At 70.0% G+C, this 22,735-nt stretch carries 20 protein-coding genes; 9 read left to right on the forward strand and 11 right to left on the reverse strand.

Features of this window, described 5'->3' with window-relative positions; all coding sequences use genetic code 11:
• Positions 1 to 160 precede the first annotated feature (160 nt).
• From ACIBAD_RS08180 to rfbB, 7 genes are all read right to left on the reverse strand, one after another.
• Complete coding sequence (locus ACIBAD_RS08180; RefSeq protein ID WP_398905295.1) at positions 161 to 2,083, reverse strand: hypothetical protein; 1,923 nt, start codon at positions 2,081 to 2,083, stop codon at positions 161 to 163.
• A 24-nt stretch (positions 2,084 to 2,107) separates the two neighbouring features.
• The gene (locus ACIBAD_RS08185) at positions 2,108 to 3,010 is read right to left on the reverse strand and encodes a glycosyltransferase family 2 protein (protein WP_166682053.1); all 903 of its coding nucleotides are present in this window, start codon (positions 3,008 to 3,010) and stop codon (positions 2,108 to 2,110) included.
• Positions 3,011 to 3,019: 9 nt separating this feature from the next.
• On the reverse strand, positions 3,020 to 3,466 hold the full coding sequence (locus ACIBAD_RS08190) for a DUF2304 domain-containing protein (RefSeq protein ID WP_134072027.1): 447 nt from the start codon (positions 3,464 to 3,466) through the stop codon (positions 3,020 to 3,022).
• On the reverse strand, positions 3,466 to 4,152 hold the full coding sequence (locus tag ACIBAD_RS08195) for a glycosyltransferase family 2 protein (RefSeq protein ID WP_208328996.1): 687 nt from the start codon (positions 4,150 to 4,152) through the stop codon (positions 3,466 to 3,468). Before ACIBAD_RS08195 ends, ACIBAD_RS08190 begins: the two co-directional genes overlap by 1 nt.
• Positions 4,153 to 4,220: 68 nt before the next feature.
• Positions 4,221 to 5,552, reverse strand: coding sequence for a hypothetical protein (locus ACIBAD_RS08200; RefSeq protein ID WP_208328997.1), 1,332 nt, complete (start codon positions 5,550 to 5,552; stop codon positions 4,221 to 4,223).
• The gene (rfbD, locus tag ACIBAD_RS08205) at positions 5,549 to 6,481 is read right to left on the reverse strand and encodes a dTDP-4-dehydrorhamnose reductase (RefSeq protein ID WP_398905299.1); all 933 of its coding nucleotides are present in this window, start codon (positions 6,479 to 6,481) and stop codon (positions 5,549 to 5,551) included. The genes ACIBAD_RS08200 and rfbD overlap by 4 nt, the downstream gene beginning before the upstream one ends.
• Positions 6,478 to 7,455, reverse strand: a complete 978-nt coding sequence (gene rfbB / locus ACIBAD_RS08210) for a dTDP-glucose 4,6-dehydratase (protein ID WP_134072031.1) — start codon at positions 7,453 to 7,455, stop codon at positions 6,478 to 6,480. The genes rfbD and rfbB overlap by 4 nt, the downstream gene beginning before the upstream one ends.
• A gap of 83 nt (positions 7,456 to 7,538) precedes the next feature.
• Here rfbB and rfbA point away from each other — a divergent pair, with 83 nt between their 5' ends.
• Together rfbA and rfbC are read left to right on the forward strand one after the other, a co-directional pair.
• A complete protein-coding gene (gene rfbA / locus ACIBAD_RS08215; RefSeq protein ID WP_134072033.1) occupies positions 7,539 to 8,414 on the forward strand; it encodes a glucose-1-phosphate thymidylyltransferase RfbA in 876 nt (291 codons plus the stop codon).
• Positions 8,411 to 9,013, forward strand: a complete 603-nt coding sequence (gene rfbC, locus ACIBAD_RS08220) for a dTDP-4-dehydrorhamnose 3,5-epimerase (protein ID WP_030873558.1) — start codon at positions 8,411 to 8,413, stop codon at positions 9,011 to 9,013. The genes rfbA and rfbC overlap by 4 nt, the downstream gene beginning before the upstream one ends.
• 239 nt (positions 9,014 to 9,252) lie before the next feature.
• On the opposite strand, the gene tuf is transcribed toward rfbC, so the two are convergent.
• The 4 genes from tuf to rpsL form a co-directional block, all read right to left on the reverse strand.
• On the reverse strand, positions 9,253 to 10,446 hold the full coding sequence (gene tuf, locus ACIBAD_RS08225; protein ID WP_053687966.1) for an elongation factor Tu: 1,194 nt from the start codon (positions 10,444 to 10,446) through the stop codon (positions 9,253 to 9,255).
• Positions 10,447 to 10,597: 151 nt separating this feature from the next.
• The gene (fusA, locus tag ACIBAD_RS08230) at positions 10,598 to 12,730 is read right to left on the reverse strand and encodes an elongation factor G (RefSeq protein ID WP_030154676.1); all 2,133 of its coding nucleotides are present in this window, start codon (positions 12,728 to 12,730) and stop codon (positions 10,598 to 10,600) included.
• A gap of 39 nt (positions 12,731 to 12,769) precedes the next feature.
• Positions 12,770 to 13,240: a 30S ribosomal protein S7 gene (rpsG, locus tag ACIBAD_RS08235; protein WP_007265894.1), complete on the reverse strand. Its 471-nt coding sequence runs from the start codon at positions 13,238 to 13,240 to the stop codon at positions 12,770 to 12,772.
• A gap of 2 nt (positions 13,241 to 13,242) precedes the next feature.
• Positions 13,243 to 13,614 (reverse strand): 30S ribosomal protein S12, encoded by a 372-nt coding sequence (gene rpsL / locus ACIBAD_RS08240; RefSeq protein ID WP_007265893.1) that lies wholly within the window; start codon positions 13,612 to 13,614, stop codon positions 13,243 to 13,245.
• Between the two features lie 452 nt (positions 13,615 to 14,066).
• Between rpsL and ACIBAD_RS08245 the strand changes: the two genes are divergently transcribed.
• From ACIBAD_RS08245 to ACIBAD_RS08275, 7 genes are all read left to right on the forward strand, one after another.
• Complete coding sequence (locus ACIBAD_RS08245) at positions 14,067 to 16,565, forward strand: YfhO family protein (protein ID WP_398905304.1); 2,499 nt, start codon at positions 14,067 to 14,069, stop codon at positions 16,563 to 16,565.
• An 80-nt stretch (positions 16,566 to 16,645) separates the two neighbouring features.
• The gene (locus tag ACIBAD_RS08250; protein WP_398905306.1) at positions 16,646 to 17,368 is read left to right on the forward strand and encodes a Crp/Fnr family transcriptional regulator; all 723 of its coding nucleotides are present in this window, start codon (positions 16,646 to 16,648) and stop codon (positions 17,366 to 17,368) included.
• A gap of 111 nt (positions 17,369 to 17,479) precedes the next feature.
• The gene (locus ACIBAD_RS08255) at positions 17,480 to 18,223 is read left to right on the forward strand and encodes a hypothetical protein (RefSeq protein ID WP_398905308.1); all 744 of its coding nucleotides are present in this window, start codon (positions 17,480 to 17,482) and stop codon (positions 18,221 to 18,223) included.
• Positions 18,220 to 20,241 carry a hypothetical protein gene (locus tag ACIBAD_RS08260; RefSeq protein ID WP_398905310.1) on the forward strand — a complete coding sequence of 674 codons (2,022 nt, stop codon included), beginning with the start codon at positions 18,220 to 18,222 and terminating at the stop codon, positions 20,239 to 20,241. The genes ACIBAD_RS08255 and ACIBAD_RS08260 overlap by 4 nt, the downstream gene beginning before the upstream one ends.
• Before the next feature lie 11 nt (positions 20,242 to 20,252).
• Complete coding sequence (locus tag ACIBAD_RS08265) at positions 20,253 to 21,221, forward strand: hypothetical protein (protein WP_398905312.1); 969 nt, start codon at positions 20,253 to 20,255, stop codon at positions 21,219 to 21,221.
• Entirely contained in the window at positions 21,218 to 21,715 is a 498-nt protein-coding gene (locus ACIBAD_RS08270) for a Pycsar system effector family protein (RefSeq protein ID WP_398905314.1), read from the forward strand. The genes ACIBAD_RS08265 and ACIBAD_RS08270 overlap by 4 nt, the downstream gene beginning before the upstream one ends.
• Before the next feature lie 12 nt (positions 21,716 to 21,727).
• The gene (locus ACIBAD_RS08275) at positions 21,728 to 22,717 is read left to right on the forward strand and encodes a M48 family metalloprotease (protein ID WP_398905316.1); all 990 of its coding nucleotides are present in this window, start codon (positions 21,728 to 21,730) and stop codon (positions 22,715 to 22,717) included.
• Positions 22,718 to 22,735: the final 18 nt, after the last annotated feature.

The following is a 22,735-nucleotide window of genomic DNA, read 5'->3' on the forward strand; positions in this document are numbered from 1 at the left end:
CGTCTCTGCTACGCGCCCGTAGCCCCACCCCTGTGGTTCGTGCGCGCGTGCGATACGGCTGTCGGAGCGGATGCTACTGGTCGGTTCTGACAGTGGTACGGCCGGGGCCGTCAGAGGAATGCCCGGGACGGCGGCCCGGGGCTGCCGGGCCGCCGCGCCGTCACCTCTTCTGTGCGCCCTTGTCGGTCTGGGCCGCGTCCTTGCGGGCCTGCCGCTCGGCCTCCGCGTCGCGCTCGATGTCCGCCCGCGAGCGCACGCGCTTGGGCGCCTCCATCCCGCAGACGGCGGGCCAGTCGTCGGCCACGATGCCGGCGCACCAGATGAAGTCCTGGATGGGGCCCGGCTTCCAGTCGTTCTTCTCGATGTCCCAGCAGTTCTCGCGGGGCGAGAAGCGCGGGCAGCTGCCGTCCCGCTGCTTGATGACGTGGGCGCGGTACGCGTCGATGCCCATCGAGTCGACGTCGGACGAGGGCATGTAGCGGTTGACCGACCAGGACGCGCCCATGGCCGCGAACAGGGCGACCACGCACACCATCCCGGCAGCGAGCTGGCGGACCACCCGCAGCGGGATGACCCGGGCGGGCGCGGCCCCGGAAGCGGAGTCCGAAGCCGTACCGGCCCCGGCGCTCCTCGGGCGCAGCATGCGCTCGATCCACCCGGAGCCCCGGTCGACCACGGCCATCATGCCGAGCACGGCCAGGATCATCAGGCAGTACATGATGATCCACGTGGTGCGCGGGTACAGCTGGATGGCCTTGTCTTGGGCCATGTGCCCGGCGAACCAGAACCGGGCGAGCCAGGCGCCTGCCAGGACCGCCGCCGCGGTGCGCACCATGATGTTGCGCAGGCCGAGGCCGAGGCCCAGGCCCACCCCGAACAGCAGCAGCAGGGCGAACCCGCTCTGGCCCGCCATCTCCCCGGCCACCGGCCAGGTCTGGTACGTCAGCGTCCCCGACCGGTCCGAGACCCAGCCGAGGACGTACCCGGGGTCGGCGTACACGGCGAGGAAGGCGTAGCGGTCGGGGTTCTCCGAGCCCAGCCGGGCCATCTGGTAGATCAGGGGGGCGCCGACGATGCCGGCGGACAGCAGCGTGACCCCTATGTAGAGGCCCGCCTTCTTGGCCGTCGCCGCGCCCTGGCGCCACGGGAAGAAGAACAGCGCGGCCACCAGCGCGCCCGGCGCGGCCCAGATGTACCAGCCGGAGTACCAGAGGAACAGCCCGCCGAAGGACACGCCGAGGACGAGGCCGCGCAGCAGCAGGTGCCGCGTGGCGCGCCGGCCGGCCAGGCGCATCTCGCGCAGCCAGTAACCGAGCAGCGGCAGCAGCACGATCATGACGATGTGGCTGTACGGGCGGATCGGGTCGAGGAAGAGCACCGCGGCCGGAACCGCGATCAGCAGCGCCCAGAAGGGCCGCAGCAGTATCCGCCAGGCCAGGTAGGCCATCGGGCCGGCGACCGCGGTGAAGAAGATCTGGAGGTCGTGCAGGGCGAAGCCGGTCTCGCCGCGGCCGTTGTAGCGGATCTTCGCCCAGAGGGCCATCAGGGCCGGGAAGGCGGGCGGGTAGATGCCCGACATCCCCTCGTGGTGGAGGAACGAGTTGGCCATGTCGATCAGGACGCCCGGGTCGCCCTCCTGGCCGCCCAGCGGGTGGGGCGTGCCGTGCAGGGCGACGACGACTCCGCCGGCGATCACGCCGGTGGCCAGCCCGGCCAGGGCGGCGCAGACCAGGCGCTTGACCAGCTGGTGGCGCCGGGCCGGGCCCCGGTGGGCGGTGTAGAGCAGCAGTCCGAGCAGTGGCAGCCCGATGACCGCGGCGTACATCTGGAGCGTGGCGAGGCCGCTGACCTGGCCCAGGCGCACGATCGGGTTCACCTCGATGCGACGGCTCAGCAGCATGTAGCCGAGGGCGGCCGTGAGGCTCACGACGCCCTCGGCGACGGCGAGCACGCGGCGCCGGGACGTCCAGGGGCGGCGGGCCGCTGAAGGGGAGGAGACCGGTCCGGCGTCCGGGGTCCCGGCACCGGTCCGGCTGTGAGCCGTGCCGGAGGTTCCGACGACCTCGGGGGCCAGGTGTGTCATCTCAGTCCAATTCCGTCGCGGGTGTCAGTCGGCGCGCTGACCGGCGGTGAATGCGTGCTTGGCGAGGGTGCGGACGCCCTCCCGGTGCCCGCGGAGCAGAGCGCCGGGGAGCATCGTGATGGCGTGGAAGCGGGAGGCGCTGTGGAAGCGGGCCGCGCGCGCGGCCTTGGGCCAGCCCCGGGCGTCCATCCGGTCGGCCACGGCGGAGAAGTACCGCTCGGCCTCGGTGAAGCGGGTTCCGGAGAAGGCCTGTACCGAGGACTCGCTGACCGCGTGGCGGCGGTACCGGAACACCGTCGTGGACTCGTCGATCAGCATCTGCTCGCCGAGTTCGAGGAGGTCGACCACCAGGGCCAGGTCCTGGATCACCGAGTACTCGTCGCGGAAGTTGACCCCGCGCAGGGCCTCGCCGCGCCAGCAGATGGACGGGAAGTACAGCCAGTTCCCGCGCAGCACGCTGGTGGCGAGCTCCTCGCCGCCCATCAGGCGGCGGCCCTTGACCTGCGGTGCGTACAGCCGCCGCTTCGTCTGGTCGGCGAGCCCGTACGCGACCTGCCCGGATCCGTCGATCACCTCGACGCCGGGCTGGACCATGCCGATGCCCGGGTGGTCGGCTATGAGGCCGCGGACGGTCTCCAGGTAGTGCGGGTGCAGCAGGTCGTCGCAGCCCATGATGACGACGTGGTCGGCCTCGGAGAGCCGTACGCACTTCTGGAAGTTCTTGGTGATGCCGAGGTTCTGCTCGTTGCGGGTGTAGTGGACCCGCTCGTCGCCGAGGGCCTCGAACCAGCCCGGGACGTCCGGCTCCTTGCCGTCGTCGATGACGACGAGGCGGAAGTCGGGGTCCGTCTGGGCGAGGACGCTGCGGACGGCGTCCTGCATCAGCTGCACGTCCCCGTAGTAGGGGAGCATGAAGTCGAAGGTCACCACGGGACGTCAGGCCTTCACGGTGTCGGAGTCGACGGGCTCGGGCTTCGGCTCGGCCTCGGCAACGGCGGCGGCCTCGGTGACGACGGCGGCGGGGGCCCCGCCCAGGCGTGCGTCGTTGTGCCGTGCGCCCTCGGCCAGGGCCACGGTCCGGGCCAGGTCGGTGAGCTTCTTCTCCAACGAGCGGAAGCGGAGGAAGGTGTTGAGGGTCAGGAAGCCCATCGCCAGCACCATGACGTACAGCACGAGGTCGGTGCCGCGGCCGACGCCGAGCTGGTGCGCCACCCACGTGACGTCCGTGGGGCGGAGCACGGCGTACACGTTGACGACGACGAACACGGAGAACGCGATGCGCTTCCAGGCACGGTTCTTCGCCTGGCCCCACGTCCGTATGAACATGAGGGCCATCGACACCGAGCCCGCGATGAGCAGCAGCTGGATCCAGAAGTACTTCATCAGCGGCTTCGCTCCCGCATCGTGATGTCAAAGATGATGTTGACGCCGTTGATCAGGGACTGGCCCTTGGCGCGCGAGTACTCGGTGTAGAGGATGTCCACGGGGACCTCGGTGACGCGCAGGCCGGAACCGGCCAGGTAACCGACGATCTCGGACGCGTGCGCCATGCCGTTCATGGTGATGTTCAGCTGCTCGGCGGCCTTGCGGCTGAGCACGCGCAGGCCGTTGTGCGAGTCGGTGAGCTTCAGCTTGCGGGCGGTCGGGCTGACCGTCGCGGCCGTGCGCAGCACGACGCGCTTGATCCACGGCACTTGGCCGTTCTGCTCGATGAAGCGCGAGCCGAGCACCACGTCGGCCACGTCGTCGCGCAGCACCTGGACCATCTTCTCGACGTCGTGCGTCTGGTGCTGGCCGTCCGCGTCGAAGGTCGCGAAGTAGCGGGCACCGGGCTGGGAGAGGGCGTACTTGAGGCCGGTCTGGAGGGCGGCGCCCTGGCCGAGGTTGACGGGGTGGCGCACCAGGTGCGCGCCGGTCGTCGCGATGTGCTCGGCCGAGTTGTCGGAACTGCCGTCGTCGACGACGACTATGTTCGGGAAGGTCTTGCGCGCTCCCTCGACCACATCGGCGATCACCTGGCCCTCGTTATAGGCCGGGATGACCAGCCAGACATCGTCGTATTGGGACACGGTAGCTCCAGCGGAATGTGGCACGTGCGCGTGCTCGGTGATCGGTGGGACGTCGGCAGGCGGCATGGTCACTCCCCCACCGCTCCGGCGCTCAGTTGGCTTGCGGCGACCTTGTGCCCCGGTCCTTCGGTCGCGCCCGGATCCGCTCCGGGGAACCTCAGCCTCAGCACCGCCAGCATACCGAGCACGGTGGCGAGGGAGCCGAGAGCGTAGGCCAGGATGACGCGCAGGGCCACTTCGCCCGGTGCGAAGGTGACACCGATCAGGACGACGGTGCCGGCGGCCCAGCAGAGCAATTGCAGGTTGTGCCGCTTGAATACCATCAGCGCCTGGCCGAGGACCATCGCGAACATGTACGCCACGGTGCCGGCGGACAAAAGGAAGAAGTCGAGGCAGCCCAGTACGGGTCCGGCGTCGAACAGCACCTTGATGAGCCACGGGCCGAGGACGGTCGCGGGCACGCCTCCGAGCAGTCCCAGCAGCCCGACCACCACTCCGATGCGGCGCAGCATCGCGGAGAACGCCGCCCGGTCGCCGGCGGTATAGGCGGCGGTGAGCCCGCCGAGCAGGGAGGCCTGCAGCGAGCCGAAGACGAACAGCGGCACCCGGGCCAGGACCAGTGCGTTCAGCAGTGCCGCGATCAGCACGCTGTCGGTGGGGGCGAGCAGCTTGGTGCTCATCACCGCGGCGTTGACGACGACCTGGGACAGCAGCGTCGAGCAGATCAGCAGGCCGAGTCCGGCGGTCAGTTCGCGCCAGGCGATCTCCTCGCCCGGCTCCACGGCGCGCAGCAGCGGCGGCAGGGTGACCAGCGTCGCGGCGATCGGCGCGACGGCCAGGACCAGGCTGAAGGCGAGCGCCGAGTGCAGACCGGCCACCGCGCAGCCGAAGGCGAGGGCGATGCGCAGCCCGCCGTCGACGGCCAGCTGCGTCCCGTACGCGCCGAACCGGCCGAGGCCGGCCAGGACTCCGCGGGTCAGGTAGCAGACGGCCATGCCGGTGAACGCCCCGCCGAGGGCCGCGACCAGGCCGCGGTCCCCGCGGAACAGCAGGTCCGCGATCGGGCCCGCGCCGAGGGCGAGGACGAGCAGGGTCGCGCCGAGGATGCCGGAGGTCAGCAGCGTGGCCCGGCGCAGAACGGGGGCCGCGCCCTGGCCGTGCACCACGCGGGCGGCGACGATCCGGGTGAGCTCCTGCTCGATGGGGAAGAAGATGCCGAGGCCGAGCGCCATCACGATCGTCCACAGCACCGAGACGTTCGCCATGGCGTCCGTGGACAGGCTGTGGCCGGCCACGCCCAGGTGGACGTACGAGGCCGCACCGAGCACGACAGTGCCGCCGGCCACCGCGACGGTGCCCGGCGGCAGCGCCGCGGTGAGCCTGCTCAGCAGGGACTTCATCCCGTACTGCCGTTCGTGCCGCGGTTCCCGGCGGCGTCGGCCAGCGCGGTGAAGGCGGGGGCGGCCAGCGCCTCGGCGAGCTGCTCGCGCCAGTCGGCGAGCGGGGCGAGGCCCGCGTCGGCCCAGCGCTCGTGCGCGAGCACGCTGAACGCGGGGCGGGCGGCCGGGCGGACGAACGCGGCGGAGGTGGTCGGCCGGATCCGCTCCGGGTCCAGCCCGCTCAGCCGGTACGTCTCGCGGGCCAGCCCCATCCAGGTGGTCCGGCCGCTCGCGGTGCCGTGGTAGACGCCGCCCGTGGCCTGGCCCTTCAGCGCGGCCAGGCCGAGCTCGACCAGGTGGCGGGCCAGCGCGTGGGACCAGGTGGGCTGGCCGTGCTGGTCGTCGACGACGTCGAGGGTGTCGCGCTGGGCGGCCAGCTTGAGCATGGTGGCGACGAAGTTCGGCCCGTGCTCGCCGTACAGCCAGGCGGTCCGGACGATGTAGCCGTCCTGCGGCAGCAGTTCGGCGACGGCCTGCTCGCCGAGCAGCTTGGAGCGCCCGTACGCGTTGAGCGGTCCGGTCTCGGCGTCCTCGCGGTACGGCTCGGCGGCGTCGCCGGGGAGCACGTAGTCGGTGGAGACGTGCAGCAGGCGCACGCGGGCGGCGGCGCAGGCCTCGGCGAGGACGCGTACGCCCGTGCCGTTGACGGCGGTGGCGGCCTCCTCGGCCGTCTCCGCGCCGTCCACGTCCGTCCAGGCGGCGCAGTTCACGACCACGGTGGCGCCCTCGACCGCCGCGCGGACGGCGGCCGGGTCGGTGATGTCGAGATCGGAGCGGCGCAGGCCGACGGCGTCGATGCCGGCGGCCTTCAGGACGGTCAGGACGTCCTGGCCGAGCATCCCGGCGGCGCCGGTGACGAGCCAGCGTCCGGCCGGCGGGTTGGTCTTCACTTCTGCAGGGCCGCCTTCACCTTCAGCGGCTCCCACCAGGCACGGTTCTCGCGGTACCACTCGATGGTGGCCTTGATGCCGTCCTCGAAGGTGACCTGCGGGGCGTAGCCGAGCTCCGCGCCGATCTTGCTGATGTCGATGGAGTAGCGGAGGTCGTGGCCCTTGCGGTCCTCGACCTGCTCGACCATCTCCCAGCCGAGCCCGGCCGCTTCGAGCAGCACGCCGGTGAGCTCCTTGTTGGTGAGCTCGGTGCCGCCGCCGATGTTGTAGACCTCGCCGGCCCGGCCCTTGCGCATGGCCAGGTCGATGCCGCGGCAGTGGTCGGAGACGTGCAGCCAGTCGCGCACGTTGCCGCCGTTGCCGTACAGCGGGACCTTCTTGCCGTCCATCAGGTTCGAGACGAACAGCGGGATGACCTTCTCCGGGAACTGGTAGTGCCCGTAGTTGTTGGAGCAGCGCGTGACCACGACGTCCATGCCGTGCGTCCGGGCGTAGGCCAGGGCCAGCAGGTCGGAGGAGGCCTTGGAGGCGGAGTACGGGGAGTTCGGCACCAGCGGCCACTCCTCGGTCCAGGAGCCCTCGCTGATCGAGCCGTACACCTCGTCGGTGGAGATGTGGACGAAGCGGCCGACGCCGTGCTTGCGGGCGGCGTCCAGCAGCACCTGCGTGCCCACGACGTTGGTCATCACGAACGGGCCGGCACCGGCGATCGAGCGGTCCACGTGCGACTCGGCGGCGAAGTGCACCACCACGTCGTGGCCGGGCATCACCTGGTCGACGGCCTCGGGGTCGCAGATGTCGCCCTTGACGAACTTGTAACCGGGGTGGTCGGCGACCGGGGCGAGGTTGGCCTCGACGCCCGAGTAGGTCAGCTTGTCGAAGACCGTGATCTGGGCCGATGCGTCTGCACCGAGCTGCTGGCGGACGAACTCTGAACCGATGAAGCCGGCGCCGCCGGTCACGAGGATGCGCATAATACGAAGAGTCTAGCCGCTCGTACACCGCCCACCGGGGCCGCACCGCGGCGCCCCCGGCGCTCTCGCATAGGGTTGTGCCCATGCGTGGAATTCTCTTGGCCGGTGGCACCGGATCCCGACTCTGGCCGCTGACCCGGGCAGTCTCGAAGCAGCTGCTCCCCGTCTTCGACAAGCCGATGATCTACTACCCGCTCTCCACCCTGGTCATGGCCGGAATCAGTGAGATTCTCGTCATCACCACGCCGGAGGACCGTGCGCAGTTCGAGCGACTGCTCGGCGACGGCTCCCAGTTCGGCATCCGGCTGGAGTACGCGGTCCAGGAGCGCCCCGAGGGCATCGCCCAGGCGTTCGTGCTCGGCGCCGACTTCATCGGGGACGAGTCCGTCGCCCTGATCCTCGGCGACAACATCTTCCACGGCAGCGGCCTCGGCACGCGCCTGGCGGAGCACACCGACTCCAAGGGCGGCCGGGTCTTCGCGTACCCGGTCGCCGACCCGACCGCGTACGGCGTGGTCGAGTTCGACGAGAACGGCCAGGCCATCTCCATCGAGGAGAAGCCGGTCAAGCCCAAGTCCCGCTACGCGGTGCCGGGTCTGTACTTCTACGACAACCGCGTCGTCGAGATAGCCCGCAACCTGAAGCCCAGCGCGCGCGGCGAACTGGAGATCACCGCGGTCAACGACGCGTACCTCCAGGCCGGTGAGCTGAATGTCACCATCCTCGACCGCGGCACCGCCTGGCTGGACACCGGGACCTTCGTCTCCATGGTCCAGGCCTCGGAGTTCGTCCGCGTGATCGAGGAGCGCCAGGGCTTCAAGATCGGCTGCATCGAGGAGGCGGCCTGGCGGGCCGGCCTGATCGACTCCGCGCAGCTGCGCGAACTGGCCCAGCCGCTGCTCAAGAGCGGTTACGGCGACTACCTGATCGCCCTGCTCGAAGAGGAGTCCTCCCGGTGAAGTTCCGTCAGCTCTCGATAGAGGGCGCCTACGAGATCACCCCGCAGCTGCACGGCGACCCGCGCGGCCTGTTCACCGAGTGGTACCGCTTCGACAAGCTGTCCGAGGTCGTCGGGCACCCGCTGAACCTGGCGCAGGCGAACCTCTCGGTGTCCTCGCGCGGCGTGGTCCGCGGCATCCACTTCGCCGACGTGCCGCGCGGCCAGGCCAAGTACGTGACCTGCGTGCGCGGCGCCGTGCTCGACGTGATCGTGGACCTGCGGGTCGGCTCCCCGACCTTCGGCCGCTGGGAGGGTGTCCGCCTCGACGACGTGGACCGCCGCGCGGTCTACATCCCCGAGGGCCTGGGCCACGGGTTCTGCGCGCTGAGCGACGACGCCACGCTTTCGTACCTCTGCTCGGAGACGTACAACCCGACCGGCGAGCACTCGGTTCATCCGCTCGACGCGGACCTGGGCATCGAGTGGCCGGCCGACGTGCCGCTGCTGTCCGCCCGCGACGAGGCCGCGCCGACGCTGGCCGAGGCGATCGAGTCGGGCCTGCTGCCGGACTACGCCGCGTGCAAGGAGTTCACCGAGTCCCTGCGCGTGACCGGCTGACGGCTCCAGCGCAGGGCACGAGAGAGGGCCGCACCCCGTGATCGGGGGTGCGGCCCTCTCTCGTAGGCCGTAGGCCGTGGGCCGTGACCCGTACGCCGTGGTCCGTCGCCGTAAGGCGCGAGTCGCGAGCCGCGAGCCGTACGACGAAGGGCCCCTCCCCCGCCGCCGAGGCAGTGGGGAAGGGGCCCTCCCGTCAAACATGGTGCCCGCTCGCGCGAGCTACCAGGTCAGAGCACGAATTACTTCGTGATCTTGATGACCTGGCCGGCGCCGACCGTACGACCACCCTCACGGATGGCGAACTTCAGGCCCTCCTCCATGGCGACCGGCTGGATCAGCGCGACCGTCATCTCGGTGTTGTCGCCCGGCATGACCATCTCCGTGCCGGCCGGCAGGGTGACGACACCCGTGACGTCCGTGGTACGGAAGTAGAACTGCGGGCGGTAGTTGTTGAAGAACGGGGTGTGACGGCCACCCTCGTCCTTCGACAGGATGTAGGCCTGGGCCTCGAACTCGGTGTGCGGCGTGACCGAACCGGGCTTGATGATGACCTGGCCGCGCTCGACGTCCTCGCGCTTGATGCCACGGAGGAGCAGACCGACGTTCTCGCCCGCCTGGCCCTCGTCGAGCAGCTTGCGGAACATCTCGATACCGGTGACCGTGGTGGTGGTCTTGGTCTCCTTGATACCGATGATGTCGACGGTCTCGTTGACCTTCAGGACACCACGCTCGATACGGCCGGTGACGACCGTACCGCGACCGGTGATCGTGAAGACGTCCTCGACGGGCATGAGGAACGGCTTCTCGGTGTCACGCGGCGGGGTCGGGATGGCCTCGTCGACGGCGGACATGAGGCCGAGGAGCTTCTCGCCCCACTCCTTGTCGCCCTCAAGGGCCTTCAGCGCGGAGACGCGGACGACCGGCAGGTCGTCGCCCGGGAACTCGTACTCGGAGAGCAGCTCACGGACCTCGAGCTCGACGAGCTCCAGGATCTCCTCGTCGTCCACCATGTCGGCCTTGTTCAGGGCGACGACGATGTAGGGGACGCCGACCTGGCGGGCCAGGAGCACGTGCTCCTTGGTCTGCGGCATCGGGCCGTCGGTGGCGGCGACCACGAGGATCGCGCCGTCCATCTGCGCGGCACCGGTGATCATGTTCTTGATGTAGTCCGCGTGACCCGGGCAGTCGACGTGGGCGTAGTGACGCGCCTCGGTCTGGTACTCGACGTGCGCGATGGAGATGGTGATACCGCGCTGGCGCTCCTCAGGAGCCTTGTCGATCTGGTCGAAGGCCGAGGCCTCGTTCAGGTCCGGGTACGCGTCGTGCAGCACCTTGGTAATGGCGGCCGTGAGGGTCGTCTTACCGTGGTCAATGTGACCGATGGTGCCGATGTTGACGTGCGGCTTAGTCCGCTCGAACTTCGCCTTCGCCACGGGGGTCCTCCTGGAGAGTGGTTCTGTACGCCTTACAGATCGGCGCCAGGTGATCTTTGCTGGAAAGCCGGCCGGTCCCCGGGGCAACGGGAATGACTCCTGTTGCCCCAGAGGCTGCCGGTGACAAGCCTAAAGCGTGTACTCGGAAGAGTTACTCGCCCTTGGCCTTCGCGATGATCTCCTCGGCGACGTTCCGGGGAACCTCGGCGTAGGAGTCGAACTGCATCGAGTAGCTGGCGCGACCCGAGGTCTTGCTGCGGAGGTCGCCGACGTAGCCGAACATCTCCGAAAGCGGCACGAGGCCCTTCACGACGCGAGCGCCGTGACGCTCCTCCATGGCCTGGATCTGGCCACGGCGGGAGTTGATGTCGCCGATCACGTCACCCATGTAGTCCTCGGGCGTGGTGACCTCTACGGCCATCATCGGCTCCATGAGCACGGGGGACGCCTTGCGCGCGGCCTCCTTGAAGGCCTGCGAACCGGCGATCTTGAACGCGAGCTCGGAGGAGTCGACCTCGTGGTAGCCACCGTCGAGAAGCGTGACGCGAACGCCCGTCATCTCGTAGCCGGCCAGGATGCCGAACTGCATGGCCTCCTGCGCACCGGCGTCGACCGAAGGGATGTACTCCTTCGGCACGCGGCCACCGGTGACCTTGTTCACGAACTCGTACGCCGGACCATCGGCGTCCGTGATCGGCTCGATCGCGATCTGCACCTTGGCGAACTGACCGGTACCACCGGTCTGCTTCTTGTGGGTGTAGTCGTGACGCTCGACGGTCCCGCGGATCGTCTCGCGGTACGCGACCTGCGGCTTGCCGACGTTGGCCTCGACCTTGAACTCGCGCTTCATACGGTCGACCAGCACCTCAAGGTGCAGCTCGCCCATACCGCCGAGGATGGTCTGGCCGGTCTCCTCGTCCGAGTGAACGTGGAAGGAGGGGTCCTCCTCCGCCAGGCGCTGGATGGCGACACCCAGCTTCTCCTGGTCACCCTTGGACTTGGGCTCGATGGCGACCTGGATGACCGGAGCCGGGAAGTCCATGGACTCCAGGATCACGGGCTGCTTGTCGTCACACAGCGTCTCACCGGTGGTGGTCTGCTTCAGGCCCATGACGGCGACGATGTCACCGGCGCCCACCGCGTCGATCTCTTCACGCTTGTTGGCGTGCATGCGGTAGATCTTGCCGATGCGCTCCTTCTTGCCCTTGACGGAGTTCAGCACCGAGGTGCCGGCCTCCAGGCGGCCCGAGTAAACCCGGACGAAGGTGAGCTTGCCGAGGTGCGGGTCGCTCATGATCTTGAACGCCAGCGCCGCGAGGGGCTCCTCGTCGGACGGCTTGCGCTTCACGACCACCTCGGCGTCGCGGACGTCGTGGCCCTCGATGGCCTCGATGTCCAGCGGCGACGGCAGGTAGCGGACGACGGCGTCGAGCAGGGGCTGAACGCCCTTGTTCTTGAACGCCGTGCCACAGAACACCGCGGTGATCGTGGGCTCGCCCTTGCCCTTGCCGGAGCCGAGGATGATGCGACGGACGGCGGCGTGCAGCTGCTCGACGGAGGGCTCGTTGCCCTCCAGGAACAGCTCCATGATCTCGTCGTCGTTCTCGGCGACGGTCTCGACCAGCTTGCCGCGCCACTCTTCAGCAGCCTCGGTGTGCGTGGCCGGGATGTCGACGATGTCGTACATCTCGCCCTTGGTCGCCTCGGCGGACCAGACGAACGCCTTCATCGTGACGAGGTCGACGACACCCTGGAAGTCGGCCTCGGCACCGATGGGGAGCTGCATCACGATCGGAACCGCACCGAGGCGGTCCTTGATCATGTCGACGCAGCGGTGGAACTCGGCGCCGGTACGGTCGAGCTTGTTGACGAAGCAGATGCGCGGGACGCCGTAGCGGTCCGCCTGACGCCAAACGGTCTCGGACTGCGGCTCCACACCGGCGACACCGTCGAACACGGTGACGGCGCCGTCGAGGACGCGGAGCGAACGCTCCACCTCGACGGTGAAGTCAACGTGACCCGGGGTGTCGATGATGTTGATGGTGTGGTCGACGTCCTCGAGCGGCCAGTGGCAGGTCGTCGCGGCGGACGTGATCGTGATGCCGCGCTCCTGCTCCTGCTCCATCCAGTCCATCGTGGCAGCGCCGTCGTGGACTTCACCGATCTTGTAAGACACACCGGTGTAGAACAGGATGCGCTCGGTGGTGGTCGTCTTGCCCGCGTCGATGTGAGCCATGATGCCGATGTTGCGCACCTTGGCCAGGTCAAGCGAAGTGGTAGCCATATCGGCTCAGTCTTCTCTCGGTCTCGATGTGGGTTGGGACTACCAGCGGTAGTGCGCGAAGGCCTTGTTGGACTCGGCCATCTTGTGCGTGTCCTCGCGCTTCTTGACGGCCGCACCGAGGCCGTTCGAGGCGTCGAGAAGCTCGTTCATCAGGCGCTCGGTCATGGTCTTCTCGCGGCGGGCGCGGGAGTAACCCACGAGCCAGCGGAGAGCCAGGGTCGACTGGCGACCCGGCTTGACCTCGACGGGAACCTGGTAGGTCGCGCCACCGACACGGCGGGACTTGACCTCGAGGGACGGCTTGACGTTCTCCAGCGCGCGCTTCAGCGTGATGACCGGGTCGTTGCCGGTCTTCTCGCGGAGGCCTTCCATGGCGCCGTAAACGATGCGCTCGGCGGTGGAGCGCTTGCCGTTCAGGAGGATCTTGTTGATGAGCGACGTCACCAGAGGAGATGCGTAGACCGGGTCGATGATGACCGGGCGCTTCGGGGCGGGGCCCTTACGAGGCATTCTTACTTCTCCTTCTTGGCGCCGTAGCGGCTGCGGGCCTGCTTGCGGTTCTTGACAGCCTGGGTGTCAAGCGCACCGCGGATGATCTTGTAACGAACACCCGGCAGGTCCTTCACACGGCCACCACGCACGAGCACGATCGAGTGCTCCTGCAGGTTGTGTCCCTCACCCGGAATGTAAGCGGTGACCTCGATGCCGGAGGTCAGACGCACACGCGCGACCTTACGGAGCGCCGAGTTCGGCTTCTTCGGGGTGGTCGTGAACACACGCGTGCAGACGCCGCGGCGCTGGGGCGAAGCCTCAAGCGCGGGCGTCTTCGTCTTCTCGACCTTGTCCTGCCGGCCCTTACGGACCAGCTGCTGGATCGTAGGCACTACTTCTCCGGTTTCTGTGTGCCGTGTAGTGAAGCTAACCTGGAACTTTGCCGACCCACGCGGTCGGGTGTGTCGGATCCGGCGGAGCTCCGCGCAAGCACGGAAACGCATGGATCGCGGTGGCTGATCCGGCTCTCATGCGGTTGATGGACACGCACAGGAGCCCAGGCACACCCCAGGCACAAGGTCTGAGCGTACCTACCGCATCCCATCCGGTCAAAACAAAGGCCCGCGCGGGGCATCCGGAACATCGCCGCCGGTCATGTGCCGCTTGGGTGAGGCCCGTCCGTGGCGCCGCCGACTCGCGCATGTGGTAAAGGCGTGCCAAGCGGAAGCGGGCGGGGCGGCCGGCCGTGAGAACTAAACTGCCCCAGCGATTCACTTGATCCAGCCGATTCAGCTGATTCATCCCGAACGGCACGGACATCCACGAGCAATCAGGGAGCGGGACATTGCGGACGGTCACCTCGGAGACGACGGCGACGGACGGTCCGGTCCTCCCGTCGCCCCGCCGCCGGCACCCCCGGCTCGGCCGCCTGCCGGACCGCCTGCGCGCCCGGCCGTACGGGCCCCTGCTGGCGTTCCTGATCACCTCGGCCGCGTTCTGCTCGGCCTGGGTCGCCCGCGGCACCTACCCCTTCGGCAACACCGGCCGGGCCATCAACGACCAGGCCAACCAGTACGTGCCCTTCCACCGCGCGCTGTGGGACCTCGTGCACGGGCAGGCCGCCGGCGACGTGCTCTTCACCTGGCGCGGCGGCTTCGGCCAGCAGTTCCTGTCCGACTACTACACGTACCTCGGGAACCCGTTCTCCTGGCTGGCCGTCCTGGTCCCGCGGGCCCACGTCGACCTCGCCGTCTTCGCGATCACCCCGATCACGATGGGCACCGCCGCCGCCGTCATGACGGTCTACCTCGGCAAGCTGCATCCCGGCCCCTGGTGGCAGCGCGCGGTCCTCGGCGCCTGCTACGGGCTTTGCGGCTGGGCTCTCAGCGACGCCTCGTACATCCCGATGTGGCTGTGGGGCCTGGTCGCGCTCCCCCTGCTCGGCATCGCGGTGGAGTGGTGCCTGGAGGAGCGCCGCTGGCCGGGCGTGGCGCTGTTCGTCGCGCTCGCCTGGTTCGGCAACTTCTACACCGCGATGATGGCCACGATGGCCGCCTGCGTACTGCTCGCCATCCGCCTGATCACCCGGGACATGACCGGCCGGCAGCGGCTGCGCGCCCTGTGGCGGGCCTCGACGGCGGCCGGTACGGGCATCCTGCTGACCCTTCCGCTCCTGCTGCCCTCGTTCCTCTCCAGCGGCTCCGCCCAGCCCACCCAGGCCGGCGCCTTCGAGCCCGTGCGGATCGAGCTCTTCCTGGCCGGGATGCTCCCGGCCACGCACCTGTGGGGCGGCCGGCCGCGGCTGTACGTGGCCTCGCTGGGCCTGATCCTCGCCGGATCGTTCCTCTTCAACGCCGCCATCGCCCGCCGGACCCGCCTGGTGTGGGCGGCGGCGACGCTTCTCGTCGTCGCCTCGTTCCAGTTCCCGCCGACCCAGTACGTCTGGCACGGGCTGGCGGTGCCGAACGGCAATCCGTACCGCGAGGCCTTCGTCTTCAGCGGCATGGTGGTGGTCCTGGCCTGGCTGGCCCTGGCCCACCGCCCGCGCCCGCTGCACCTGGCGCTGACGGCCGCCCTGCTGGTGGCGGCCACCTTCGTACTGCGCCACACCAACGACTTCGGCGGCTGGACCTGGCCGGCGGTGCTGCTGGGCGGGGGCGTCTCCCTGCTGGCCCTGGTCCTCCTCGCACTGGGCGAGAAGCGGCGGTACCTGATCCCGGTGGCCGCCGTCCTCATGGTCGGCGTGGTCTTCGCGGAATCCGCGGTGGCGGCCGCAGGCGCGGACGCGCGCCGCAGCCGGGAGCGCTGGGCGAAGCCGGTCGCCACCTCGAACAGCTCGATCGACGCGCACTTCGACGCCGTCCGGCGGGTGGACGGCTGGCCGGCCTACCGGACCGACTCGGGCGCGCCGCAGAGCTCGTACAACGACGCCCTGGCCCTGCGCGCGGAGGGCCCGCAGTACTACAGCAGCTACCTCCCGGAGGCCACGTACCGGGCCTTGGAGCCCCTCGGCTACGGGTTCAAGAACGACGGCCGGACCTTCTTCGGCGCCGACAACCCGGTGCTCGACGCGATCTTCTCGATCGGCGCACGGGTCCGTCCGGGGTCCGCTCCGAACACCTGGACGCACGAGAAGTTCCCCGCTCCCCCGCTGGTCACCGTCCGCACCGGGGCCTACACCTCACCCCACCCGGCCGACAGCGTCTACGCCCGCCAGGAGAACCTCCTCGGCGCCACCGTCTACCAGGTCCCGCAGGTCACCCGCGGGGGCACCGCCACCGAGCAGACGTACGCCGCCCGGTGCACCCCGGGCTCCGAGGTCTACTGGTTCTCTCCCGAGCTCTACGGCACCCTCGCCTCCGGCGGCACCCACAAGCCCCTCGAAGACCGGATGACGGGCGTGGTCAGCCTGGGCCAGGCCCCCGCTGACGGCGAGGTCGCGGTGGCGGTCCGTACGCAGACCAAGGACGCGACGGCGGGCGAACACCCCATCGGCTGCCTGGACCGCGCCGCCCTGGGCACGGCCATCACCTCCCTGAGGTCCACCGGCGCCACCCGCGTCACCGCCGGCGGCCACTCCATCGAGGCCACCCTCCCGAGGGGCGCCACGGGCACGGCGGTCTTCGCCATGACCGACGTGCCGGGCTGGCAGTGCACGGCACCGGTGAAGAGCTTCCACGGCCTGGTCGCCACGGACGTCCCCGCAGGGACCGACAAGGTCTCCTGCACCTTCACCCCGAAGGGCCTCACCCCCGGCCTGGCCGCCGCCGCCCTCGCCCTCCTGACCCTCACGGCGGTCACGGTCACGGGCCTGCGCCGCCGGCGGGCGGCCCGCGTCGGCTAATCCTGGCGTTCCGGAACCTCCCGAACCCGGTGTTCAGTACATTGACCGCCCTGATCACCGGGGGCGGGGGGCAACGGCAGATGGTTCCGGACACACATGTCACAAGGGGCGACGGCGGGCTGGACGACCGTGTCCCCTTCCTCGCGCGGCTGGAGGGCGCTGACAGCGCGGCGTTACGGGCGCTCGGCCGCGAGGTGGCCTACCCGCCCCGCGCCACCCTGCTCCACCAGGACGAGCCCACGGCTCACGTACTGCTGGTGCTGCATGGCTGGACCAAGGTCACCGCCGCGCACGCGAACGGCTACCAGGCCCTGCTCGCCCTACGCGGTCCCGGCGACATCATCGGCGAATCTGCGGCCCTCACCCGCCGCCCACGCTCCGCGACCGTCACCGCGCTCGAACGCGTCCGCGCGGTGGTCATCGAGCACGAGAGCTTCCGCGCCTTCCTCGGCCGCAACCCGGAGGTCTCCTTCCAGCTCGCCGCCCTCGCCTCCGACCGGAACCGGGCGTCGGACCGGCGCAACCTGGAGTTCGCCTCGCTGAGCGTGCGCGAGCGCCTCGCCGTGCTGCTGCTCGACCTGGCGCAGATCCACGGCCGGCGCACCGACGAAGGCGTGGAGGTGGCCGTACCCCTGACCAAGCAGGAACTGGCGGGTGCCGTCGGCGCCTCGCGCGAGATGGTCCAGCGTCAGCTCAAGGACCTCCGCGATCGCGGAGTAGTCAGCACCGGCCGCCGGGCGCTGGTGATCGTGCGGCCGGACGTGCTCCGCCGAATCGCCCGGTCTCAGCCGCCAACGGTTTGAGCTTCGACGCCACGGCTGCCCGGCTGCCCGTTGCCTTCAGTGCACACGGTCACACTCCGGGTGCGTCATCCGACCTCACGCCGACGGCCCGGCCTGCCCCACGCTCCTCCCATGACAACGAACCCGCGCCCGGCGTATCCCCTCCCGTACTCGATGCTCCTCGTCGACACCGAACGCTTCAGCGACCGCGACGACGTGCAGCAGGACTACCTGCGCCGCATGCTGTACCGCATCGTCGACCGCACCCTGCTGGCCGCCGGGGTCGACCAGCACCTGCGGCGACGCGCCGACCGCGGGGACGCGATCACGGAGCTGATCGACTCCTCGGCTCCGCTCACGACTCTGCTCAGCACCTTGCTCAGCACGGTGCCCGCCGAACTGCGCTCGGTGAACCGGTTGGCCGCGGACTCGGCCCAGATCCGGCTGCGCGTCGTCCTGGCCACCGGCTTCGTCCTCATCGACGAACACGGCGAAGGGGTCGGCAGCGACCTCAACCAGGCCTACCGCCTGCTGGACGGCGCCCCTTTGCGTGCGGCGCTGCGGGAGAGCACCGACGATTTCGCACTCTGCGTCTCGGAATCGGTGTACGCGGGCATCGTGCGCCACAACCACACCGGGATCCCGGCTGATCGGTTTCACCGGATCACGATGGAGAGCAAGAACGGCCCGCTGTCGGCGTGGCTCCACGGAATGCTGCCGGCGGATTCCGTTCCGGCCACCCCCGCGGGGCCGGCAGCGTCCGCGCCTTCCCCCTGGACGGGGACAGGACTCAAATTCCGGGGCATCAACCACGGGGTGGTCGCGAACGACGTCCAGGGCGGCATCACCTTCGGGGGCCGGGGCGGGCGGCCGTGAGCACGACCCCCGAGCCACCCGAGAAGGAAGAGACACCGGAGGATGCCGAGCGGGCGGAGCAGCAGACACAGCAAGCGTGGGACTCCCGCCGTGACCTGAACGCCCACGCCCCGCACTCGATGAGCTTCGACGGTGTGAACCACGGTGTCGCAGCCCGCGACATCAGCGGCGGGGTACACCTCTACAACTACGGAGGCTACGGGTCCACCCCTACCTCGGGCAGGATTCCGCCGGAGACCCTGGAGCGGCTCGCCGACGGCTTCGTGACCGAGGGGACCGGCTTCGGCGCCCTGGTGGAGAGACTCCGCCGCGAACATGTCCTGGTCCTGACCGGCGACCCGCACACGGGCAGGCGCACCACGGCCCTGATGCTGTTGCGCGCAGTGGGCGCCGCTCCTGTGCAGTCCGTGGACCGCAACGCGAAGCCGGAGGACCTCAGCCCTGTTGAGCGGTGTGGTCACGTGCTGTTCGACATGGAGCCCACCCGCACCCAACCCCTGCGCGAGACCCAGCTGCTCGCCGTCCGGGACCGCCTGCGCGACAAGCACGCCTATCTGGTGATCACAACGGGACACAGCCCGTACATCGAGGACACAGTCCGTCCAGCTCCCTGGAAGCCGCCACCGGCGCGGATCGTGCTCACGACACTGCTGCGCCAGCGGGTAGGAAAGTTCACCGCGGAGCGGTTGCTCGGCCAGAGCGCCGTCACCTCGTTCCTGGCCCGGGACCACCAGTTGCGAGAGGTGGTGGAGTACGCGGACGTCCTTGCCCAGGCGGACCCAGCAGAGATCGAGAATTATTCCCAGCGCGCGCTTGAGCGGCAGGTCCAGGAATGGTTCGAGGAATCCGAGGACACGCTCCTCCTGCGGGAACAGGCCTTCCTGATCGCGCTCGCCGCCTTCGACCGCGGCCCCTACCCACTGACCGCCGAACTCAGCGACATGCTCTACGAGCGCCTGCGCCGGACTGGAGACCCGGAACGCGGCCAGCGCATCCCGGTGTTCGGGACTCACATCGGCAAACGGCTCCAGGCCGCCCGGGCAGAACTCAACCATGCTGATGTGCAGACCGAGTGGGGTACGGTCCCTCAGCTCAACGCCTGCTTCAAGGACGACCGGACCGCCCCGGTCCTGCTGCGAGAGGTGTGGACCGGCCACCCGGCCGCCCGGCCCGCACTGACCGCATGGCTCGACGACCTGTCGGTCGACGGGCGCCCGTTCGTCCGCACCAGGGCCGCCGCAACCGTGGCCGTACTGGCGCTCACTGATCTCCCCTCCGCGATGGCCCTCGTCATCGAACGCTGGGCCGACTCGACGAAGCCACGGCAGCAGCTCACGGCCGTCAGCGCCCTCACCCTCGCCCACCGCTTCAAGGCCCCCAACATCCCGCGGATCATCGACGGCTGGAGCTCCGACAGCACCGCCCCGAAGCGCTGCTGGGTCGCCATCCGTGCCCACGGGCTGATCGGCCCCGAACGGCCGGAGCAGACGCTCGCGGCGCTACGGGCCCAGGCCCGTCAACAAGACGGCCTGGAAAAGCCCGACCATCGGATCAGTGCGGAACTCCCCCACTCCGTCGCCCTGCTCCTGCTCTCGCACGCAGCCGACACCGTCCTGCGGGAACTGGTCCGCACCTTCGCAGATCACACCTCCACCCGCGCCCTCGCACTGAACGGGTTCCTGGAGGCCTGCGCCCACACCGGCGACGGCGCGTGCCCGCCCGTGCTGGCCTGGTACGCGCGCGCCACGTCCGCCGGCGACGGGATCGCACTGCTGCTCCGGATCGCCCTCGGCGACCGGGAGACCAACCGCCGCGCCGAGGAGATCCTGTACAGCTGGGTCCGGGCCGCCGACCAGGATCCGGGAACCGAGGGGGCCCTCGCCACCCTGTTGCCCGCCCTCGTGACCGACGCCCGCGAGTCCGCCCGCCTCGACCACCTGCTCGACACCGTGCCGGGGCTCGACGGCCGCCCGCAACCCGCGGCCGCGAACCGCCTGCGCGCCTTCGCGCCCGCCTGAGAGGAGCCCCGATGGAGAACCCACTGCTCCGTGCCCCCGACTGGGACCAGCACGCCGACCGCGACGCACTGCTCATAGACCCGGTCCTCACCGTTCGCCAGCTGGGCCGCTTCGGCCGCGTCCCTACCGTGCCGACGCGGATCGACCACGCCTTGGTCTGTTCCACGGCACGCGGCGCGTACGACACCTACCTGCCCCCGCACAGGCCGCGAGCGGCTCGGCGCCGCTACACGGCCGTCTACGAAGTCGACATGGGGATCCATCCCGTCCGCACGCGGATCCTGCTGCCCAGCAGCGACGACGCCCACGAGTTCGAGGTCACTGTGGAAATCGACTGGCAGGTCGCCGATCCGGCGCTGTTCGTCCGCAGCGGTCATCGCGATGTGCCCCGATTACTGCTCGGCACGCTTGAGCGCGCCGCCCGCCCGGTGACCCGCCAGTTCCCCATCTCGGCGAGCGACGCCGCCGAATCCGCGGTCCTGAGCGCCGTCCCAAAGCGCGGACCGCTCGGCGAGGACGCCGGACTGCGCGCCGAATGGACCGTCAGGGTGCGCCGGGACGCCCTGAACATCGAGCACGCGCGCCGCCTCCAGGACATCGAACACCGGACGGCCGAGGACGTCGAGACAAAGCGGGGCCAGCTGGAGGTCCAGCAGTACGAGGCCAAACGCATCGCCTTCTACCGCGAGTACCTGGACCGCGGCGGCATCGACGCCTGGGCCATGCACCTGGCCCAGCACCCGGAGGACTCGAAGGAAGCGATGACCGCCCTCACCGAGGACCACAGGAGCCAGCTCACGGCGCAGTTGGACCTGGTGAAGGCGGTCCTCGACAAGGGCGGGGCGGAGCCCTTCGAACTGGAGGCGATCAGGCGGCTCTCGATCAGCGCCGCCCACGGCATTCTCGGTCAGTTCGTCCCTCGCGAACCGCCCCCCGTGGGGCCGGCCGTCCCGGACGGCCAAGACGGCGGCCACCGATGAGCGGGTACGGCGACGAGGCCGCCGCGCGGCTGCTCACCGACCTCCGGGTCGAGATCGCCCGGGCCGACAGCAAGGCCGCCTTGCTGGTCGGCGCCTTCGGGATGACCGCAGGAGTACTCAGCACCCAGCTCGCCGGACGCGACTGGCGGCCCGGCCTGCTGTCGGCACCGGGACAGGCCGCGTGGTGGGCCGGGGCGACGGCCCTCGCGATGGCCCTGCCCGCGCTGCTCCTGGCCGTTCTGCCCCGCTCGCTCAGCACCGATTGGCAGACCGGGGCTCCGCTCTCGTACTTCGGGGACATACGTTCCGCGGACCGCCAGGGACGGCTCTCGGAAGCCCTTGCCGCCACCGACGAGAACCCTGACGCCGCGCTGCGGGCGGCTCTAGCGGCGAACAGCCGGATCGCCGTCCGCAAGCACCAGTGGATCCGCACCGGACTGCTCGCCTTCTGCGCGGGCGTGCTTCTGCTGCCCACGGCCTTGCTGATCGGCTGACCGGAGGACCGCATGGACCCGATATCCGACCCCGCACCGGACCCCGGCCCTGCCGAGGACCTCGTCTATCACCACGCCCCGGGCACCCGGGTCACTTACCGGGCCCGCCATCGCCGCCTCGACCTCACCGCATGGCTGCGGATCGCACTGCACCTGCCCGGCTACCTGCTCAGCCTCGCGCTGGTGGCAGCCGCGGCTCTCGCCCTAGAGGCCTGGACCGGCCTGTCCGCCTGGGCCGCGGTCGCACTCTGGGCCGGGTCCGGCGCGCTCGTCTTCCACCGGTCGACCGAAGAGCGCATCGCCCGGCATCTGCTGCGGCTGCACCGACCGCTCCCCCACGAACTGGCCGTCCTCGACCCGGTGTGGCGTGAGGTCACCGCGCGTGCGGGGGTGGACGGCAGCCGCTATCAGCTGTGGATCGAGGACAGCGACGAGCTCAACGCGCTCGCAGCCGCCGGGCACATCGTGGGGGTCACCCGGAACGCCCTGGAGCGGCTGCCCCGATCGCAGCTGGCTGCCGTACTCGCCCACGAGCTGGGCCACCACACCGGTGGGCACGCCTGGGCAGGGCTGCTCGGCCAGTGGTACGGACTCCCGGCGCGGGCCGCCTGGCGAGCACTGTCCCGCGTGCGATTACGGGCCGCCCGCACCTTCTCACCCACCACCGTCCTCGTGATCACCGCTGTGACCGGCTACCTCACGTACCGCACCCTGGCCGCGACTTACGGGCTCCCCCTGCTCCTGCTCGCCCTCCCCTGGCTGGCCGCCGCGGTCGGTCGCCGGGCCGAGTTGCGCGCCGACGCGCACGCCGCGGGCCTCGGCTTCGCCCCGATGTTGGCCGAGCTGCTGCACCGATCGCTGCGCGAGGAGGGGAAGGAGGCCGGAGAGAGCCGGCTGCTCGACCGTCTGCTGTCCAGCCATCCCGACCACCGGACCCGCATCCACCATCTCCAGCCGTACCTGAACCGGGAAACGCCGCAGGGCGGCCACCCTCTCGGGTGACCGCCCTGCGGTTACTGC

The organism is Streptomyces sp. NPDC051109, assembly GCF_044455885.1.
Classification (GTDB): Bacteria; Actinomycetota; Actinomycetes; order Streptomycetales; family Streptomycetaceae; genus Streptomyces.

Coding starts and splice junctions, on each gene's coding strand:
- ACIBAD_RS08180 (WP_398905295.1), bottom strand. CDS start 2,083: ATGACACACCTGGCCCCCGAGGTCGTCGGAACCTCCGGCACGGCTCAC.
- ACIBAD_RS08190 (WP_134072027.1), bottom strand. CDS start 3,466: ATGAAGTACTTCTGGATCCAGCTGCTGCTCATCGCGGGCTCGGTGTCG.
- ACIBAD_RS08200 (WP_208328997.1), bottom strand. CDS start 5,552: ATGAAGTCCCTGCTGAGCAGGCTCACCGCGGCGCTGCCGCCGGGCACC.
- rfbB (WP_134072031.1), bottom strand. CDS start 7,455: ATGCGCATCCTCGTGACCGGCGGCGCCGGCTTCATCGGTTCAGAGTTC.
- rfbA (WP_134072033.1), top strand. CDS start 7,539: ATGCGTGGAATTCTCTTGGCCGGTGGCACCGGATCCCGACTCTGGCCG.
- fusA (WP_030154676.1), bottom strand. CDS start 12,730: ATGGCTACCACTTCGCTTGACCTGGCCAAGGTGCGCAACATCGGCATC.
- rpsG (WP_007265894.1), bottom strand. CDS start 13,240: ATGCCTCGTAAGGGCCCCGCCCCGAAGCGCCCGGTCATCATCGACCCG.
- ACIBAD_RS08250 (WP_398905306.1), top strand. CDS start 16,646: ATGGTTCCGGACACACATGTCACAAGGGGCGACGGCGGGCTGGACGAC.
- ACIBAD_RS08255 (WP_398905308.1), top strand. CDS start 17,480: ATGACAACGAACCCGCGCCCGGCGTATCCCCTCCCGTACTCGATGCTC.
- ACIBAD_RS08265 (WP_398905312.1), top strand. CDS start 20,253: ATGGAGAACCCACTGCTCCGTGCCCCCGACTGGGACCAGCACGCCGAC.
- ACIBAD_RS08270 (WP_398905314.1), top strand. CDS start 21,218: ATGAGCGGGTACGGCGACGAGGCCGCCGCGCGGCTGCTCACCGACCTC.
- ACIBAD_RS08275 (WP_398905316.1), top strand. CDS start 21,728: ATGGACCCGATATCCGACCCCGCACCGGACCCCGGCCCTGCCGAGGAC.